Genomic DNA, 18,309 nt, shown 5'->3' with positions numbered 1-18,309 from the left:
AGTTACGACAAGGGCTCGACTGTAACTGTCATTGGATGTGACAACGAACGCCCCGGCTACGAATTTCTAGGTTGGAACACCAATCCGAATGCCACTGGGCCTGACTTTTCTCCCGGTGATCAATTTACTATCAACGAAAACACCACCCTTTACGCCGTGTGGAAAAAGACGGAAGTCACTCCTCCCCCCGTGCCCGAAACTGCTAATTACACAGTAAAATGGTACAACACCGAGGGAGAGGCCCTCAAGGAACCCGAAACCCGTCTAGGCAAAGTCGGCGAAACTGTCTTTGTCACCGCCGAAGATAAGACGATCCCGGGCTACACCTTTGACGAAAACAACCCCGGCAATATCCTCTCTGACACGTTAGCTTCCAGCGGCACCGTGTTACGGCTGTACTTCACCAAGAACGAGACTCCTGGCCCCGACGTGCCGGATACGATCACCGTAACTTGGAAAGACGGCTACACGGAAACCCCCATCAAGACCGAGACCATTGACAGAGGTGGAGATTACAGCAAATTGTATCCCACAGACCCCACCCGCGATGGCTATGAGTTCACCGGTTGGGGTGAGCCCGTAACCGACGAAGATGGCAACATCACCATCACGGCCCAGTGGAAGCCCACTAGCGGCGGAGGTGAGGACCCTGGCCCCGGTCCTGGTACGCCTGAAACAATCGTGTATAAGGTCATCTGGTATGTGTTGGATGCTGTGACAGACAGCGTAGAGAATGCAACCGAAATCAAGTTTGAGGAGCGCAAGGACGGCACTGTCAACGAAGAGGTTTCCGTTAAGAATGCTGACAAAACACTCGATGGGTATACCTTTATCTCAGATTACGAGGGCAACGTATTGTCCGCTACTCTGGATAAAGCCGGCGCAATCTTAAAGCTGTACTTCACCAAGAACCCTGTCACACCTCCCGAACCGAAGGATGCCACCTACAAGGTGGCGTGGTATGACACCAACGGCAATCCCATCAAAGCCGCCCAAACCCGTACCGGCGAAGCTGGCAGCACTGTCAGCGCAACCGACAGCGACAAGGTGATCAGTGGCTACACCTTCGTACCGGGCGACAGCCGCAATGTTTTGCAGGCTGCCTTGGCGGAGGACGGCAGCACCGTTTTGAAGCTGTACTTCAGCAAAAATTCTGGCGGCAGCAGTTCCAGACCGGACCCAGACCCCAAGCCTCCGGTGGACCCCAAGCCGCCTGTTGACCCCAAGCCGCCGGTAGATCCCAACCCGCCGGTAGATCCCAACCCACCGGTAGACCCGGAGCCTCCTGTGGAAGTCCCCGATCCCGACGTACCCATGGTGCCGCCCACTGAGGAGCCGCCTGCTGTGGACGTTCCCGACGAGGACCCGCCCTTGGTGGATATCCCGGAAGAGCAGCCGCCTCTGGTGGACATCCCGGAAGCACAGCCGCCTCTGGTGGAGCTCCCCGACCCGGATGTGCCCCTCACCAGCACACCCCAGAAGCCCAAGCCCCAGCAACCTCAGAAACCCCAAAAGACCCAGCAGACGGAGATTCCCGATGAGGACGTCCCCCTGGCAGAAGTCCCCCAGACCGGTGACAACAGCGGTCTCTGGGCTGCCCTGCTCCTGCTCTCTGGCGCAGGCCTGACCTATCTCCTTCTGGACGATAAGAAGCGCCGGGACAACGCCAAGTAAACGATCCCAACGCAAAGACGCGGCCCAAATCGGGCCGCGTCCTTTTTTGTGTCTCTATGAACTTGTTCAGCGCAAGCCCTGTACCAAAATCACCAGCACCAGCACCGGCAGGATAAACTGGAAATAGGGCTTCATCCACCGGGGCAGCTTTAGCCCCTTCCCGGCGTTGGCCTCCGCCAAATAGTTGTCATAGCCCCAGCCCCACTTGCTCACGCAGAACAGCAGGTACACCAGGGAGCCCAGGGGCAGCAGCAGGTTGCTCACCAGGAAGTCCTCAAAGTCCAGCACGTCCCGGCCTCCCAGGAAATGCAAATCACTCCAAAGGTTGTAGCCCAGCACACAGGGCAAGCTGGCCACCAGGATGAACACGCAGTTCAGCACCGCCGCTTTTTTCCGGGTCCAGCCAAAGTTGTCGATGCAGTTGGCTTGGAGGTTCTCAAACACGGCAATGACCGTGGAGAAGCTGGCGAAGGTCATAAACAGGAAGAACAGCGTCCCCCAAAGCCGCCCGCCGCTCATGTCCAAGAACACCTTGGGCAGGGTGATGAAGATCAGGGACGGGCCGGAGTCCGGCTGCACCCCAAAGGAGAAGCAGGCAGGGAAGATGATAAGCCCCGCCATCAGGGCCACAAAGGTGTCCAGAGAGCAGATCCGCACCGCTTCGCTGGCCAAGCTGTGCTCCCGGGTCATGTAGCTGCCAAAGACCTCCATCGCGGCGATGCCCAAACTCAGGGTAAAGAAGGCCTGATTCATGGCCGCGGTGATCACATTGCCTATCCCGGCCTCTGCCGCCCGCTGAAGGTTCGGCAGCAGGTAGAACTTCACGCCCTCCAAGCCCCCTTCCAGGGTCAGGCTGTGGATAGCCAACACGGCAATCAGAGCCAGCAAGCCCAGCATCATCACCTTGGTGATCCGCTCCAAGCCCTTTTGCAGGCCAAAGCTGCACACAAAAAAGCCCACCAACACGGTGATGGCCATCCAGGCCCCCATCTCCCCGGGGCTGGCCAGCATGGCGCCGAACACCCCGTCCACCGCCTCGCCCTCTAAGCCGTCAAAGCTCCCGGCGGCGAACTTGAAGAAGTAGCCCAGCATCCAGCCGGATACGGTGGTGTAATACATCATCAGCAAGCAGCAGCCGGCCACACAGAACCAGCCGTGGATGTGCCACTTACTCTTTTTCGGCTCTAGGGCCTTGTAGCCCAGCACCGCACTCTTGCGGCTGGCCCGGCCTACAGCCAGTTCCATGGTCAACACAGGCACGCCCATGATAACCAAAAACAGCAGGTAGAACAGCACGAACACACCGCCGCCGTTCTGGCCTGTCACATAGGGGAACTTCCACACGTTCCCGATCCCCACTGCGCAGCCGGCACTCACCAGCAGAAAGCCCAGCCGGGATTGAAATCCTTCCCGATTCATTGGAATCTACCTCTCTTTCTCAATCGTTTCCTATCATATCGGAGCCCGCCAGGAAAGTCAATACTTTCCCTCGCAGAGATGTGATTTGTGTCAAATTTTTGCCCCATCTATGCCTCCGGTTTCCCCTCCCCCACCGGCACCTCGATCTGGACGATATAGTCCTCGATCCGGTCCACCACAGTCTCATTGATGCCCACCTCATAGGCATATCCCTCAGGCTCCAAGCCCTGGGCCCGGGCAAAGGCGAAAATCTCCCCGTATTTCTCCGGCAATTGATCCCAGGGCCCTCTGTAAAAGGCCCGGATGTACCGCCCCTTGGGCTGGACATGCAGCCCCCGCTTCGGGATGGGAAAGGGGGGCTCAATGAACAGCTTTGTATAGCCGTCAAAGTCCCCCCGGGCCAGGGCCTCCACGGGGATCATGGTACCGTAGGCCGCGTCGTGGAGACGGCGGAGCTGGTACTTTTGGGTCTGGGCGATGATCAGCTCCACCTGCTTTTCAAAAGAAGTGGAGCTGTCAATGTCCACCGTCACCAGATGCCGCGCTGGCTTCTCCACCACGCTGAGCCTGGACAGGTCCATGGTCAACAGGGCGGTGGTATGCCGGTGGTGATGGGCCAGGGTCTTACGCAGCCCCTGCAAGTGGCTGATCCTCTGGTCCAGCTCCGCCATCTTTTCCTCCAACAGCCTCTGCAAGCTGGCAGCGGAGCGTTGCTCCATGAATCCTCGAATCTCCTCGATGGATACATCCAGCTCCCGCAGCAGCAGGATGGTCTCCAACACAGCACTTTGGTGGTAGCTATAGTAGCGATAGCCGTTCTCCGGGTGGACCAGCGTAGGCCGGAACAGGCCAATTTCATCGTACCACATTAAGGTCTTTTTGTTGATCCCATGCAGCGCGGCAAACTGGCCAATGGTAAGCAGCTTGTCCTTCTTTTCCATACGCAAATTCCCTCTTGACCGTACAGTTACTGTATGGTTTATGATATCCCATGGCGCCACAAAAAGCAAGGAGAACAACACTATGGAAACACAAACCGCATACAGCAAGCCCGTGCGCTTGAAAAATGTTCTGGCCTTTGCCCTCCCCACCATCGTCATGTCCCTCTTCATGTCCTTTTACACCATGGTAGACGGACTTTTCGTGGCCAACCTCATCGGCACCCAGGCCCTCTCCGCCATCAACCTCACCGCCCCGGTGATCCAGCTGGTTACCGCCGTCTCCACCATGCTGGCCACCGGCGGCAGCGCGGTGATTATGAGGAAGATGGGTGAAAAAAAGGAGACGGAAGCCCGGCAGGACTTTACTTTTCTCATCCTGGTAAACGTGGCAGTGGGGCTGGTGATGAGCGTGGTGGGCTATCTGCTCACCGGACGGCTCTTTGACAACGGCCTGTCCCCGGAGGTTTCGGGCTACTGTGTAGATTATTTGAGCCGCTATCTGCTCTTCACCATCCCCATCCTCCTGATGAACAACTTCACCTTATATATGATCGCCTCAGAAAAGGCCACCCTCTCCCTAATCTGCTCTGTCACCGGCGGGGTACTGAACATGGTGCTAGACTATGTGTTCATCGCCATTTTTGATCTGGGCATCAGCGGCGCGGCCCTTGCCACGGGATTGGGCTATTCCGTCACCGCCGTGGCTGGGCTCTTCGTCTTTGGCCGTAAAAGCAGCCTGCTCCACTTTACGAAGCCTGTCCCACGCTTTCGTGTCCTGGCCAATGCCGCCACCAACGGCTGCTCGGAGATGGCCACTGCCCTGGTCACTGGCATCATCACCCTAATGTTCAACTGGACCATGCTCCGTTACGTTGGGGAGCACGGTGTAGCCGCAATCACCATCATCATGTACGTGTTGATGTTCGCCAGCTCCCTTTATACGGGCTATTCCTACGGCGTGGCCCCCATGCTCAGCTACAGCTACGGTGCCCAAGACCACCATAAGCTGAAACAACTGGTATCCCTCAGCCTAAAGATCATCGCCGTGATCTCCCTGGTCACAGTGGTAGCCTCTCTGGCCGCCACAAAACCCCTGGTATCCATATTCGCCCAACCGGAAGACCCGGTATTTGCCCTGGCAGTCTCCGGGAATAGCGTATGCTCCCTGGCCCTGTGCTTCATTGGCTTCAACATCTTCGCCAGCGGGCTGTTCACCGCCCTGTCCAACGGCATCGTCTCCGCCATTCTGGCCTTCTCCCGCTCCTTCGTGTTCATGCTCATCACCATGCTGGTGCTCCCCGCTCTTCTGGGGGTGACGGGGATATGGCTGGCTACCCCGGTGGCGGAGGGGATGGCTCTGGTATTGGGTGCGGCGATGTTCCTGAAATACCGAACGCGTTACCATTATTAGGCGCAAAAACCAGAGCCTGAAAAAAAATATATACACTGTGCCTGCTGGAAAAGTCTCCAACAGGCACAAATTTCATTTTCTTGGGATGGAAAACATTTGCATCCTGTGGACAGCGGGTGTCGTTTTTGGTAAAATAAACACAAGATTTTTACCAACTTGTTTTGCGGAGGAGTTATAAATGGAAAACTTACCAGTGGAGACGCAAGGTCTGAAAGAATTGGCGTCGATACAGCTTGATTTATCCATTCTGGAAGAAGATGAGGATATCACATCGGCAACTAAACTCTCCTTTACAAAAATTGCCGCCCTTGGGACAGGGTTTGAGCCAATTGTCACAGCATTTCAATCCATATTTTCCAATGGTGCTTCCAGTGGGATTTATCGGGTGACAGTTCCTGGAGGTGGGCATCTGGCACCTTTTCGAGATGGAAGCGGCTTGTTAGGCACCGTTTTGAGTGATGCAAATAACACCATCATGGGGCAAGCCAGACTGACATCTTTTGCAGTTGCACCTGCTATGATCTCAACCCTTTTTATGTCGATGGCATTGCTGGGTATCACCCAAAAGCTCGACGGGATAGAGAGAACACAACAGGAAATTTTGAGCTATCTAAGGGAAAAGGACAAAGCGGAGCGTAAGGGGAACTTGGCCTTTTTGTCCGATGTGTTGAACAACTATAAATACAACTGGAACAACGAGAAATATAAAACCAACAATCATATCAAAGTGCTGGATATCAAACAGTGGGCGGAGAATCAAATCTTCTTTTTGCGGGAACAAATTGCGAAACAAAATGGAAAAACGGCATTGCTGCACGCAGACCAGGCCGTAAAGAAACGGTCAGAAAACCTAAAGGGATTGTTTGGAGAATACCAAATCGCTGTTTATTTGTATGCCTTTTCCTCGTTCCTAGATGTAATGCTCCTGGAAAACTTTGACGCAGCGTTCTTGGCTGGGGTAGTCCAGAAAATTCGAGAACAGGGCTTGCGCTACCGTGAGTTCTATACTGAGTGCTATAATCAACTGGAACGGAGCTGGGAAAAGTCCATCCAGTCGCAGCTACTGAAGGGACTGTCCAGTTCCACTAAGAAACTGGGAAAAGCGGTAGGAAAGGTTCCAGTTATCAAAGTAGAGCCGCTTGAAAAGGGTTTTGCTGGAACCGGAAATTGGTTGGGAAACGTGGAGGGAAAGAAAATCGAGCAATCCATGCGGAAGTTTACCAGAACCCAGGATAGCACGGTCGTTCCATTCATAGAGAGCATTGAGACCGTCAGCCGCATATATAACCAACGGTTGGAGTTGGCCTTCGACGGGGAAGGCCTTTACCTTTCATCAGCAGAGGAACAGGAAGAATCTTAAAAACCATATACAAAGGGGCTGTCTCGTTTAGAGGCAGCCCCTTCTATGTTTGGAGGACACTTCTTTACGAAGTGTCCTCCAAACGAAACTCTAGGTTTATATTTGTTGGGTTCTATCTGCTCAGCCAGCACAATCGCCTATCTCAGACGCACATTAGTGCTCATACCAGCCCGCAGGGCCCGGTGTGAGGTTGATGTTCACCTGCTTGATCTCCTGATACTCCTCCAAGCCATGGACGCCCAGCTCACGGCCGATACCGGACATCTTGTAGCCGCCCCAGGGAGCCTCATTGAAGGTGGGGTTGAAGGCGTTGACCCAGGTGATACCGGCACGGACTTCCTTGACCACCCGGAGCGCTCTCTCCAACTGATGGGTGAACACGCCGCCGGCCAGACCGTAATCGGTGTCGTTGGCCAAAGCAATGGCCTCTTCCTCGGTCTTGAAGGTCTGGATGGTGACCACAGGACCGAAGATTTCTTCCCGGACGATGGTCATGGCGGGGGTACAGTTGTCAAAAATGGTGGGACGCATGTAATAGCCCTTGGCACAGTCGCCCTCGGTGTAGCGTTCGCCGCCGCAGACCAGGGTGGCACCCTCTTCGATGCCCTTTTTCACATAGCCCAGCACGTCGTTGAGCTGGCCTTCGCTGACCATGGGGCCCATGTCGGGGTTATCCAGGGGGTTTCCGATGGTCATGGCGTTGGCCCGCTCGGCAAAGCGCTTGACGAAAGCGTCGTGGATGCTCTCCTCAATGATGATGCGGGAGCCGGCGCAGCAGACCTCGCCCTGGTTGAAGAAGATGCCGATCATGGCCCACTCCACAGCGGCCTCCAAATCCACGTCGGCGAAGATGATGTTGGGGGACTTGCCGCCCAGCTCCAAGCCAATCTTCTTCACGTTGCTGGCAGCGCAGCGCATGATGCTCTGGCCCACAGCGGTGGAGCCGGTGAGGGTGACCATGCCGATGTCCTTGTGGGAGGCCAGGGCCTCGCCCACGGAGCCGCCCGGCCCCAGAATCAGGTTGGCAGCACCCTTGGGCACACCGGCCTCTTCCAGGAGCTCGAACATCTTCACGTTGGACATCACGGCGTTGGACGCGGGCTTGAAGATGATGCTGTTGCCGGCGGCCAGCGCCGGGGCGATCTTCCAGGACCCCATGACGAAGGGGAAGTTCCAGGCGCTGATGAGGGCCACCACGCCCACGGGCTCATGGATGGTGAAGGAGTGCATCTTGCCAAAGCCCTCGTTCACGTCATAGACGCCGCCGTAGGGGGCCTTGATGAGGCCGGCATAGTAGCGATAGCAGTGCAGGGCGTCGTCCACGTCGCCCTCGGCCTCCCGGAGGGGCTTGCCCATGTCCATGGACTCGATGCGAGCCAGCTCGTCCCGGTTCTTGTCGATCAGGTCGGCAATCTTCAGCAGGATGTCGCCTCTGGTCTGGCTGTCCATGTCCCGCCAGTCGCGGGTCTCATAGAAGGACTTCTTGGCGGCAGCCACGGCCAGCTCCACGTCCTCTAGGTTGGACTGAACCACCTCAGCCAGAATCTCGCTGTTGGCAGGGTTATAGGTAGGCGCGGTCTTGCCGCTGACACTCTCAACCCACGCGCCGTTGATGTAGTTTTTGCAAATCTTCATAGAAAAATCTCCTATCTGTTACAGAGCGGAAAGGGCTTCCCACCCAGAGCGCCGGAACCCTCTGGATGGGAGATGTACATCATGAAATATTCTCTGCCCAAACACGGCTTAGAGGCCGAAGATCTCCTTTGCCTTGGCGGCTGCTTTCTCGGAGGCATCCAGAATCTTGGCGATCTCCTCGTCGGTCAGGGATGCGGGGGGCTCATATCGGATGGTCTTGGAGTTGTTCAGGGTGCCGGAGATGATGACGTGCTGGTTATACATCTCCTTGGAGAACTCATAGCCATACTCGTCGGAGAAGAACTCCACGGCCATCATCAGGCCGATGCCGCGGACTTCCTGGATGACGGTGGGATACTTCGCCTGAATGGCTTCCAGGCCGGCCTTGATCTTGGCGCCCTTATCCCGGGCCTGGCCGGGGATGTCGTTCTTCAGCTGGAAGTCCAGGGCGGCGATGGCGGCGGCACAGCAGACGGGGTTGCCGCCGAAGGTGGTGGAGCCCAGCAGATAGGGGTTCTCAATCAATTCTTCGCTCCACATGGAGGGACGGCAGATGAGGCCGGTGATGGGCATCACGCCACCGCCGAAGGCCTTGCCAAAGGTCATGATGTCGGGGACAACCTCCTCGGCATCGCAGCGCCACAGGGTGCCAGTGCGGCCCATGCCGGTCTGGATTTCGTCGAAGATGAGAACCACGTCCAGCTCGTCGCAGATGGCACGGACCTCCTTCAGGTAGCCAGCGGGCGGGATGATAACGCCAGCTTCGCCCTGGATGGGCTCCAAAACCACCGCGGCGATGGACTCGCCCACTTCCCGCAGGTTCTCAATGGCGGTGCGGATGGCGGCTGCGTTGCCGTACTCCACGTGCTGCACCTGTTGGAGCAGGGGCAGATAGGGCTGGCGGTAGATGCCCTTTGCGGTCAGGGACAGGGAGCCGCCGGTCTTGCCGTGGAAGGCGTGGGTGGTGGCGATGAACCACTTGCCCTTGCTCTTGAACCGGGCCAGCTTCATGGCGATTTCAACCGCCTCGGTGCCGCAGTTGGTGAAGAAGCACTGCTGCAGGTCGCCGGGGGTGCAGTCGGCCATGGCCTTTGCCAGGTAGCCGCGCAGGGGGTCGATCAGCTCCTGGGAGTGCAGGCCCTGTCGGCTCAGCTGAGCCTTCACGGTGTCGATGATCAGGTCCTCGCTGTGGCCGGCGACATAGATGCCAAAACCGCCCATGGCGTCCAGGAACTTCTCGTCTTCATACAGGCCGCGGAAGTAGGAGCCGCCGTCTTCCCATTCCAGAACGGCGTTGCCTTCGGTCTCGGAGGAGACACACTTTCTGTAGTTGATCCAGCCGGGGCTCACGCAGGTGTTGAAGTGCTCCACGGTCTCCTTGACCATCTGGGCCTTCTCTTCAGGGGGAATCTCGTCCGCTTTCATGTGAATGAGCTTAATCACTCGGTCTAAGTCCTTCACGATCTGATCTCTGTTTTTCTCATAGTTGTACATTGTTGATCCTCCTTGATAAAATTGCGTTTGATTTTGTCCTCGTCTTCTGGCTTGGAGCGTCGCACTGGGCTGGGTCCAGCCCCTGTCTGTTCTAAAAAACATGTGTGGAGCAGCGACGGGCGTTTTCCGCGCCCCGATTCTTCTGTTACTTTTTCCATTTCGATGGTAAATCTTCTTGTTTTTTGGGGTTGATCCCCTGTGTGCTTCTTATTCTAAGCGGTTTTGCAAATTTTTGAAATTCTTTTATTCGATTAGTTCATACCATAAAACAAGTATGCCATGCACAATTAAAGGTATATTTTTTCATTTTAATTTCTGATATAATTACGAAAAACAGGAATTTAACCAGGAAGCGGGGAGGTAATGTGGTAAAGAAAAACATATTTTTAATCTTCAACAATGTAGTCTGTGAGCTATACCGCTGCCGGACGTATGCTGACCTCGGGGAGTACTTCCTCCCCATCCTGCGGATGCTTATCCCCTTCCGCTACGCCAGCATCATGCGCCGGGAGGCCGACGAGAGCCGCATCCGCCTAGTGGACCCCCTATGCGTCCCGGCGGAGTTTGAAGAGGCAGAGCGCAACTATATGCGCTATGCTGACGACGACTACACCGCCTGGCTGAACTGCTGCCGGGAATCCACCATCTTCCGGGAGAGCGACCTTCTGGGGGAACAGCAGCGGTTACGCTCCACCATCTATCAAAAGTGCTATCAGAAGTTCGACGTGTATGATTCCCTGCAATATGGCATCGTCCACAATGGCAAGCCCTTGGGCGCTTTGAGCCTGTTCTGCAGCCGGGGGGACGGCCCCTTTACCGACGACGAGCTGTTCCTACTCAGCTCCGTGGGCATCCACCTCAACCAGCAGATGGGCATCCTGCTCAACCGTATGTACCACCAAGGCCCCGCCTCGGGCTATGATATCCCCGCCATCGCCACCCGCTATGGCCTCACCGCCCGGGAAACCCAGCTTTTGGAGCTGCTCACCCGCTTCCGAGACAACCGGGAGATCGCAGAAGCCCTCCACGTCCAGGAGTCCACCCTGCAAAAGCACTTCCAAAATATCTTCCGCAAGTTCGGCGTAACTTCCCGCTGGGGGATTATGCGCTTGCTTTTAGAAGGTGATCCACGAAACTAAATTTTAGAGAGAGAATTGGCATAGGAACAGCCCAGGGCTGTTCTCCACATCCTTCCCCGCCTCTGGGGGAAGGCAGAAGGGAGGCCGAACCCCTATGGATGCAAACTATGGCATCATCAGTATCATCCCCGTCATTGTCCTGATTGTAGCCGCCTTCATCACAAAGCGCACCTTTGAGTCCCTCTTCCTGGCCACCCTGTTGGCCCTGATCATCGGCTTCAAAGGCGACTGGTTCACCGCACTCATTGAACAGCTCCAAGAGGTCGCCGCCAACGATATCTGGGTCCTGCTGGTGGTGGCCCTGCTGGGGGGTATGGTGGGCGTTTTAGAGAAATCCAAGGCGGCCATGGGCTTTTCTGGCCTATTGGCCAAGTTCGCCACCACCCGAAAACGCTCCCTATTGGCAGAGTGGGCCCTGAGCGTCCTGCTGTTTGTGGACGACTACCTGAACATCCTCACCACCGGCTCCATTGCCAAGCGGCTCAACGACCCCCACCGGGTCCACCGCTCCATGACCGCTTACATCATCGGCTCCACCTCGGCACCCATGGTGGTGCTGGTGCCCCTCTCCTCCTGGTCCATCTACTATGCCAGCCTCCTGGACAGCACCGGCATTGTCCCGGAAGGCGGCAGCGCCGTAGGGGTTTACATGCAGTCCATCCCCTTTATGTTCTACCCCATGTTCTGCCTGCTGGTTCTGCTGTTGGTGCTCGCCGGGGTCATTCCCCTCTTCGGCCCCATCAAAAAGTACCAACGGCAGGCCGAGGAAACTGGCAACCTCTTTATGGACGTGCGGCCCAATGAAGAGAGTGAAGACCAGGAGGACAGCGGAGATGCCAAAGGGAAAAGCGGCGGTGTCATTGACTTCCTCCTCCCCCTCATCGTCCTGTTGGCCGCTACCATCGTCTTTGACGTGGACGTGCTCAGCGGCCTGATTGTGGCCCTGGTGTTCACCGGTGTGATGTACATAGCTCGAAAGCTCATGTCCCTCTCGGAATATGTGGATTCCGTCTGGGAGGGCTGCTCCACCATGGTGTCCATCCTGGCCCTGCTGCTGATTGCCTTCCTGTTCAAGGCCTCCTGCGAAAACCTGGGCATGTCCGATTACATCATTGGCAAGGTTGCCCCCCTGATGGCAGGCCAGCTCCTGCCCTTCGTGGTGTTCCTGGTGGCCACCCTGATGACCTTCGCCCTGGCCAACGCCTGGGGTGTGTCCGCCATCATGGTACCCCTGATCGTCTCCCTGGCCCAGACCATGGACGCTAACATCGCCGTGGCCGTGTCGGCCATCTTCTCTGGCTCCGTATTTGGCACCCAGCTGTGCTTCTATTCCGACAACGCCATCCTGATTTCCCAGGCCACCAACATTCTCCCCATGGACCACGTAAAAACCCAGATGCCCTTCGCCCTGGTGGCCGGGGTCCTCACCTGCATCGCCTATCTCATCTACGGCTTTGCATGCCTGGGATAAGGCAGCCCCAATAGAAAGCAAACATGCCCCGCTCCCTTTCTTGTGGAGCGGGGCTTTCCTTGCGTTTCTATCTTTTCTCTCGACGGGAATACCCTCCTATGGTATAATCAAACTATATTTCCCATCTGGAAGTGATACCATGGGCAAAGTGAACAAACAAAAAAAGCGCCTCTGTATCGGTCTGTTGGCCCATGTGGACGCGGGAAAAACCACCCTCTCTGAGGCCCTGCTCTATGCTGCCGGGGCCATCCAGACCTTGGGCCGAGTGGACCACCGGGATTCCTTCCTGGACACCCACAGCCTAGAACGCAGCCGGGGCATCACCATCTTTTCCAAACAGGCGGAGTTTTCCACCCCGGAGTTGGAGGTCACCCTCCTGGATACCCCAGGCCACGTGGACTTCTCCGCGGAGATGGAGCGGACCCTGCAGGTGCTGGACTATGCCATCCTGGTGATCTCCGCCACCGATGCTGTCCAGGCCCACACGGAGACCTTATGGCGGCTGCTCCGGCGCAGCCAAATCCCCACCTTCGTGTTCGTCACCAAGATGGACCTCCCCTCCCCCGGCCCCGCCGCCCTTATGGACGAGCTGCGGCAGCGCTTGGACGAGGGCTGCATCGACTTCACCACCCAGGACGAGACCTGGGCAGAGACGGTGGCCCTGGGGGACGAGGCCTTGTTGGAGAAATATCTGGACAGGGGCCACCTCTCCCAAGGGGATGTCTCCGGCCTGATCCGCCTGGGCAAGGTATTCCCCTGTTTCTTCGGCGCGGCCCTGCGCATGGAGGGCATCGACGCTTTCTTGCAGGGCCTGTCCAGCTTCACCGAGGCCCCCACCTACCCCACAGAATTTGGGGCACGGGTGTACAAGATTGCCCGGGACCCCCAGGGAAACCGCATGACTTTTTTGAAGCTCACCGGTGGGCAGTTGAAGGTCCGGGAGGCCGTGACCTATCTGCCCCTCCAAGGGGATGCCCTGACGGAAAAAGTCACCCAGCTGCGCCGCTACTCCGGGGAGAAATTCCAGACAGCGGAGGTGGTGGAGGCGGGGCAAGTCTGTGCCCTGCTGGGCTTCTCCGCCACCTACCCCGGCCAGGGCCTGGGGATAGAGCCCCCCGCTCCGCCGCCGCTGCTGGAACCGGTGCTCACCTACCGCCTCATCCTCCCCCCAGACTGCTCCCCTCAAGTCCTCCTGCCCAAGCTCCGGCAGTTGGAAGAGGAGGATCCCCAGCTCCACATCCTCTGGGAGGAGCGGTCTGGGGAAATCCACACCCGGCTCATGGGCCAGGTGCAGATCGAGGTGTTAAAAAGCCTCATCGCCCAGCGCTTCGACGTGGAGGTTGCGCTAGACGCCGGCCGTATTTTATATAAGGAGACCATTGCCGCCCCGGTGGAGGGGGTAGGCCACTACGAACCCCTGCGGCACTACGCCGAGGTGCATTTGCTCCTGGAACCCCTGGAACAGGGGGCGGGGCTGGTGCTGGACAGCCGCTGTCCCGACGAACTGTTGGACCGGGGCTGGCAGCGCCTTATTCTCACCCACCTGGCGGAGAAGCCCCACCTGGGGGTGCTCACCGGTGCCCCCATCACAGACCTACGCATCACCCTCATGTCTGGACGGGCCCATTTGAAACACAGCGAGGGAGCAGATTTCCGCCAGGCCGCCTACCGGGCTGTGCGCCAGGGGTTGATGCAGGCGAAAAGTGTCTTGCTAGAGCCCTGGTATGCCTTCCGCCTGGAAGTCCCCACAGAGCAGTTGGGTCGGGCCATCAGTGATTTACAGAACATGGGCGGCACCTTCTCCTCCCCAGAGCAACGGGAGGACTTCTCCCTTCTCACCGGTACCGCCCCGGTGTCCGCCATGGCGGACTATCCCCTGGAAGTGGCCGCCTACACCCGTGGCCGGGGACGCATCTCCTGTTCCCTTCACGGCTACGCCCCCTGCCGCCAGGAAGCCCAGGTGGTGAAGGAGATCGGCTACGAACCGGAGCGGGATTTAGACAACCCACCGGACTCCATCTTCTTTGCCCGGGGGGCGGGGTTCAACGTGAAATGGAACCAGGTGCCCCAGTATATGCACCTGGAAAGCTGCCTCAAGCCGGAGCGTCCCCCAGACGCCCCCTTGGTCCCCAGGGTTTATACCAAAAACCTGGACATCGACGAAAAAGAATTGGAGGCCATCTTCCTCCGGGAGTTCGGCCCAGAGAAGCACCGGGAGTATCAATTCCTCCGCCAGCAGCCTGGGGAAACGCCCCAGCGCACCATCGCCCCGCCCAAGCAGCAATACCTTATCGTGGACGGCTACAACATGATCTTCGCCTGGGACGCCTTGAACAGCCTGGCCCGGGAGGACCTGGACGCCGCCCGCACCCAGCTCATGGACATGCTCAGCAATTTCGCCGCCTACAAGGGCTGCCGCCTGGTGCTGGTCTTTGACGCCTACAAGGTGAAGGGCGGCCAGGGCAGCCGCTTTGACCACCACCACATCCATGTCGTCTACACCAAGGAGGGGGAGACCGGAGACATGTTCATCGAAAAACTGGTCAACGAGATCGGCCGCAACTACGCCGTCCGGGTGGCCACCTCCGACGGACTCATCCAGCTCTCCGCCCTGCGCTCCGGCGTCCTGCGCATCTCCGCCGCAGAACTGTGGCAGGAAGTGGAATGGGTTGGGCGGCAAATTGACGACGCCGTGGAGCAGTGGAACAAACACGGCAGGGTCAACCCTTGAGCAAACACCACACCGACTTCGTTTGTTGACATGGAAAATATGAACTTAACAGCATTCACCGGCAGCTATACAGAAACCGCCAAGTGGGGCCACACCTCTCGAACGATGTACGGGGGCAACTACCATTCCAGGTAGTTGCCCCCGTATACTGTACCACAGTCATAGATGCCCAAGGCGTTGGGAGCTTTCAGGCAGGTAGCGGCCATTTTGACAAACAGCTTCCCCGCCTCCAAGGGGGCAGCGTCTCTCCCCAGCACCGCCACCAGCAGGTGGGCCTGATGGTTCTGGGCCGCGGCCACGGACTGTTCCCTGGTCATAAAGTTGCTGTTGGCCCAATACTCCGCCTCTCCATTGGGGACCTTACTCTCCAGCGGATTTTCTCCACCATAGCCACGCACTTCTCCTGGGCGGTGGCGGGGTCATAGGGCTCCATCTCGCTGAAAATATGGCCGCAGTGGCCCACACCATCCCCCTCATAGCCGCCGCAGACGGCCACCTTCCAACCACCTAAAAGGGATTTCTTAAACTTGAAGATGTAATACCGCAGTTCATGTAGCTCAAAGGTCCCCGCCAATTCCAGTTTCGCGGGCTTCTTCCCCAGTTCCTGAGGGTGGGAGAGCCATTCCTCCATCACTTGCATTTTTCTCTTGTGCTGTCATCGCTTACCCCTCCTGCTCTTTCGTATGAATCGCCTTACTCGTCATAATCCAACAGCCCCAGGCCCATGAGCTTCCCTGCCATCTCCTGGGAGCCCATGACCCAGATCAGGTCCCCTGTTTTCAGGTTCAGGTTGGGGTCCGGGTTGGGGATGGGCAGGAAGTCCCGCTCCAAGCCGATCAAAAAGGCACTCCAATCCTCCTTGATTCCGCTGTCCCGGATGCTCCTGCCCTGCAAGTACCCCAGCTTATCCAGGGTAACGCCACAGCACAGGAGCTGGTTTGCCTGGCTTACCCCGTCCTGGGTCTCGATGTACTCCTTCAAGCTGCGCAGCTTTTCCCCCGGCCAGGGCAGCACATTGAATTCTTCCTGCTTGCGGCAGAAATTTTCCACCGCCCGTTTGGCCCCCATGATGACCATCCGGTCCCCATGGCGCAGCTTCACATCCCCCTCGGGAATATTGATCTGTTCCCGGTCCCGAAGGAGCTTGATGACCTTCACCCCGTCCAGCTTGCCCCAGTCCAGCTCCTGTAGGGAAACCCCGTCCTGGGCATACGCCTCCCTGGGGCAGGTAAGGGTAATCACGTACAACTGTTCTGTGAGCCATTGGTGGGTATTGCCCCCCTCGCCAAACTTATCCACCAGCTTCCGCTGGTTGAGGTTGGCCAGGAACTGGGCCTCCACCTGAAGGTAGTGTCCCGCCAGCTTGTTGGAGCGGCTTGCCAGCAGGATCACCGGCAGGGCCATCAGGGACATCCACAGGGGATTGATCTGGAACAGCAGGAACGCCGGCAGCACCGCCAATAACACCGCCACCGCCATGCGGAAGATCACCAGGATGGTCAGCAGCACCCGGTTGGAGGTCCGGTCCAGCCACAGGGCGGTGAAGAAGCGCTTTTTCGTGCGCAGCATGGCCGGGATCAGGAAGGCCAGCACTGCGTAGATCGCCAGACAGCTTACCGTCTCCGCCGGAAGGGGGCCATCCAGCCCGATCTCCTCCAAGAAGGGCCGCAGGGTACGCACCCCCAAGAGGATAGCCCCCACAGACAGCACCCCAAAAAGGCCGAAGGTTCGGCCATAGTTGCGCAGAAAGAGGGTCCAATCCTTGTCTGTCCCCGGCTTCTTCCGCTGCCGGGCCTGGGCATAGTGCTCTAGGCCCTCCACCCAACGCTCTGGCAGTACCCGTTCCAGCCAACGGCACAGGGGCGTAGCAAACTTCAATGCCAGGGGAGTGGTAAAGGTAGTGACCACCGACACCGCCACAATGATGGGGTACAGGAACGCCCCTGTCACCGATAGGGACTGGCCCAGCCCCGCAATGATGAAGGAGAACTCCCCCACCTGGGTCTGGGCTGCCCCGGCCCGGAGAGAGGTCTCCAACCCCTGGCCTGCCGCCAGTCCCCCCAGGGTCAGGGACACCAGCTTGCCCACGATGGCCACCACAGACAGCAACAGGATGGGCCAGATATATTGTACAATCATAGCCGGTTGGACCATAAAGCCCACGGAGACGAAGAACACCGCCCCAAAGAGGTTCTTACAGGGGGTGACCAAGTGCTCCACCCGTTCCGCATGGACCGTCCCCGCCAGCAGGGAGCCCGCCAAAAAGGCCCCCAGCTCCGTGGAGAGCCCAATATGCTGGGCCAGCACGGCCATGAAGCAGCACAGGGCCAGAGAGAAGATCAAAAGCACCTCATCGTTCATCAGCACCACCAGCTTCTTCATCATGGTGGGGACCAGGTAGATGCCCAAGATCAGCCACAGGGCCAAGTACAGCAGCAGCAGGCCCATCCGTTCCGCCAAGGCAATCCCGCTGATGTTCTGGGACACAGAGATGGTGGCCAAAATAACCATGGCGAAAATGGCCAAGATATCCTCAATCACCAGGGTACCCATGGCCAGGGCGGCGAAGGGCTCTTTTTTTTGGCCCATGTCCTCAATGCTTTTCATGGTAATCATGGTGGAGGACATGGCCAGCATCACCCCCAGGAAGATGCTGTTGGTGTTGCCCCAGCCCAACAGCTCCCCCAGGAAGAAGCCCACGGCCCACATGGCCACCGCCTGGACCCCGGCGGAGAGGAAGCCCGGCGCCCCCACCTCCGCCATCTTATGGACGGAGAACTCCAACCCTAGGCCCAGCATCAGGAAGATCACGCCGATGTCCGACCAGACCTCAATGCTGGCCATGTCGTCAATGGTGGGGAGGAAGCCCACCACCGGCCCCACCAAAAACCCCGCCAGGATATATCCCAGCACAGAGGGCAGGTTGAGCTTTTTGCACAGCAAGGTGGTGAGCGCTGCGATACACAGGATGATGGTCAGGTCTAGGATCAGGGACGGGATGGACTCCATAGGGTACCTCCTCGGTATTTGTCGG

The 18,309-nt window shown here is 57.8% G+C and carries 13 protein-coding genes and 1 pseudogene; 7 read left to right on the top strand and 7 right to left on the bottom strand.

Annotated elements, in window-relative coordinates; translation table 11 throughout:
- Together ACTOZL_RS05390 and ACTOZL_RS05385 are read left to right on the top strand one after the other, a co-directional pair.
- Positions 1-147, top strand: a pseudogene (locus ACTOZL_RS05390) (InlB B-repeat-containing protein); the annotation flags it as partial.
- Between the two features lie 42 nt (positions 148-189).
- Positions 190-1,674 carry a MucBP domain-containing protein gene (locus ACTOZL_RS05385; RefSeq protein WP_482477129.1) on the top strand — a complete coding sequence of 495 codons (1,485 nt, stop codon included), beginning with the start codon at positions 190-192 and terminating at the stop codon, positions 1,672-1,674.
- Between the two features lie 66 nt (positions 1,675-1,740).
- On the opposite strand, the gene ACTOZL_RS05380 is transcribed toward ACTOZL_RS05385, so the two are convergent.
- Positions 1,741-3,093, bottom strand: a complete 1,353-nt coding sequence (locus ACTOZL_RS05380; RefSeq protein WP_482477126.1) for a sodium-dependent transporter — start codon at positions 3,091-3,093, stop codon at positions 1,741-1,743.
- A 107-nt stretch (positions 3,094-3,200) separates the two neighbouring features.
- Positions 3,201-4,034, bottom strand: coding sequence for a MerR family transcriptional regulator (locus ACTOZL_RS05375; RefSeq protein ID WP_482477125.1), 834 nt, complete (start codon positions 4,032-4,034; stop codon positions 3,201-3,203).
- A gap of 82 nt (positions 4,035-4,116) precedes the next feature.
- Here ACTOZL_RS05375 and ACTOZL_RS05370 point away from each other — a divergent pair, with 82 nt between their 5' ends.
- Together ACTOZL_RS05370 and ACTOZL_RS05365 are read left to right on the top strand one after the other, a co-directional pair.
- Entirely contained in the window at positions 4,117-5,445 is a 1,329-nt protein-coding gene (locus ACTOZL_RS05370; protein WP_482477124.1) for an MATE family efflux transporter, read from the top strand.
- A gap of 178 nt (positions 5,446-5,623) precedes the next feature.
- On the top strand, positions 5,624-6,805 hold the full coding sequence (locus tag ACTOZL_RS05365) for a hypothetical protein (protein WP_482477123.1): 1,182 nt from the start codon (positions 5,624-5,626) through the stop codon (positions 6,803-6,805).
- A gap of 153 nt (positions 6,806-6,958) precedes the next feature.
- Here ACTOZL_RS05365 and ACTOZL_RS05360 read toward each other — a convergent pair whose 3' ends face one another.
- Both ACTOZL_RS05360 and ACTOZL_RS05355 read right to left on the bottom strand, forming a co-directional pair.
- Positions 6,959-8,440 (bottom strand): aldehyde dehydrogenase family protein, encoded by a 1,482-nt coding sequence (locus tag ACTOZL_RS05360; RefSeq protein WP_482477122.1) that lies wholly within the window; start codon positions 8,438-8,440, stop codon positions 6,959-6,961.
- A 108-nt stretch (positions 8,441-8,548) separates the two neighbouring features.
- A complete protein-coding gene (locus ACTOZL_RS05355; protein ID WP_482477121.1) occupies positions 8,549-9,934 on the bottom strand; it encodes an aminotransferase class III-fold pyridoxal phosphate-dependent enzyme in 1,386 nt (461 codons plus the stop codon).
- A 365-nt stretch (positions 9,935-10,299) separates the two neighbouring features.
- On the opposite strand from ACTOZL_RS05355, the gene ACTOZL_RS05350 reads away from it, so the two are divergent.
- The 3 genes from ACTOZL_RS05350 (at position 10,300) to ACTOZL_RS05340 (ending at position 15,275) form a co-directional block, all read left to right on the top strand.
- Entirely contained in the window at positions 10,300-11,073 is a 774-nt protein-coding gene (locus ACTOZL_RS05350) for a helix-turn-helix transcriptional regulator (protein WP_482477120.1), read from the top strand.
- A 94-nt stretch (positions 11,074-11,167) separates the two neighbouring features.
- Complete coding sequence (locus ACTOZL_RS05345) at positions 11,168-12,544, top strand: Na+/H+ antiporter NhaC family protein (protein ID WP_482477119.1); 1,377 nt, start codon at positions 11,168-11,170, stop codon at positions 12,542-12,544.
- A 139-nt stretch (positions 12,545-12,683) separates the two neighbouring features.
- Positions 12,684-15,275, top strand: a complete 2,592-nt coding sequence (locus ACTOZL_RS05340; protein ID WP_482477118.1) for an NYN domain-containing protein — start codon at positions 12,684-12,686, stop codon at positions 15,273-15,275.
- A 119-nt stretch (positions 15,276-15,394) separates the two neighbouring features.
- Here the strand turns inward: ACTOZL_RS05340 and ACTOZL_RS05335 are convergent, their stop codons facing one another.
- From ACTOZL_RS05335 to ACTOZL_RS05325, 3 genes are read right to left on the bottom strand one after another with little or no spacing between them, the layout of a single operon-like run.
- Positions 15,395-15,592, bottom strand: a complete 198-nt coding sequence (locus tag ACTOZL_RS05335) for a hypothetical protein (RefSeq protein WP_482477117.1) — start codon at positions 15,590-15,592, stop codon at positions 15,395-15,397.
- Positions 15,589-15,915, bottom strand: coding sequence for a hypothetical protein (locus ACTOZL_RS05330; protein ID WP_482477115.1), 327 nt, complete (start codon positions 15,913-15,915; stop codon positions 15,589-15,591). Before ACTOZL_RS05330 ends, ACTOZL_RS05335 begins: the two co-directional genes overlap by 4 nt.
- Positions 15,916-15,968: 53 nt before the next feature.
- On the bottom strand, positions 15,969-18,284 hold the full coding sequence (locus ACTOZL_RS05325; protein WP_482477114.1) for a cation:proton antiporter domain-containing protein: 2,316 nt from the start codon (positions 18,282-18,284) through the stop codon (positions 15,969-15,971).
- Between the last annotated feature and the right edge of the window lie 25 nt (positions 18,285-18,309).

The sequence above is a fragment of the Evtepia sp. genome (genome assembly GCF_056797215.1).
The sequence above is the reverse complement of the archived record's forward strand: the minus strand, read 5'-3'. Positions and strand labels throughout refer to the sequence as shown.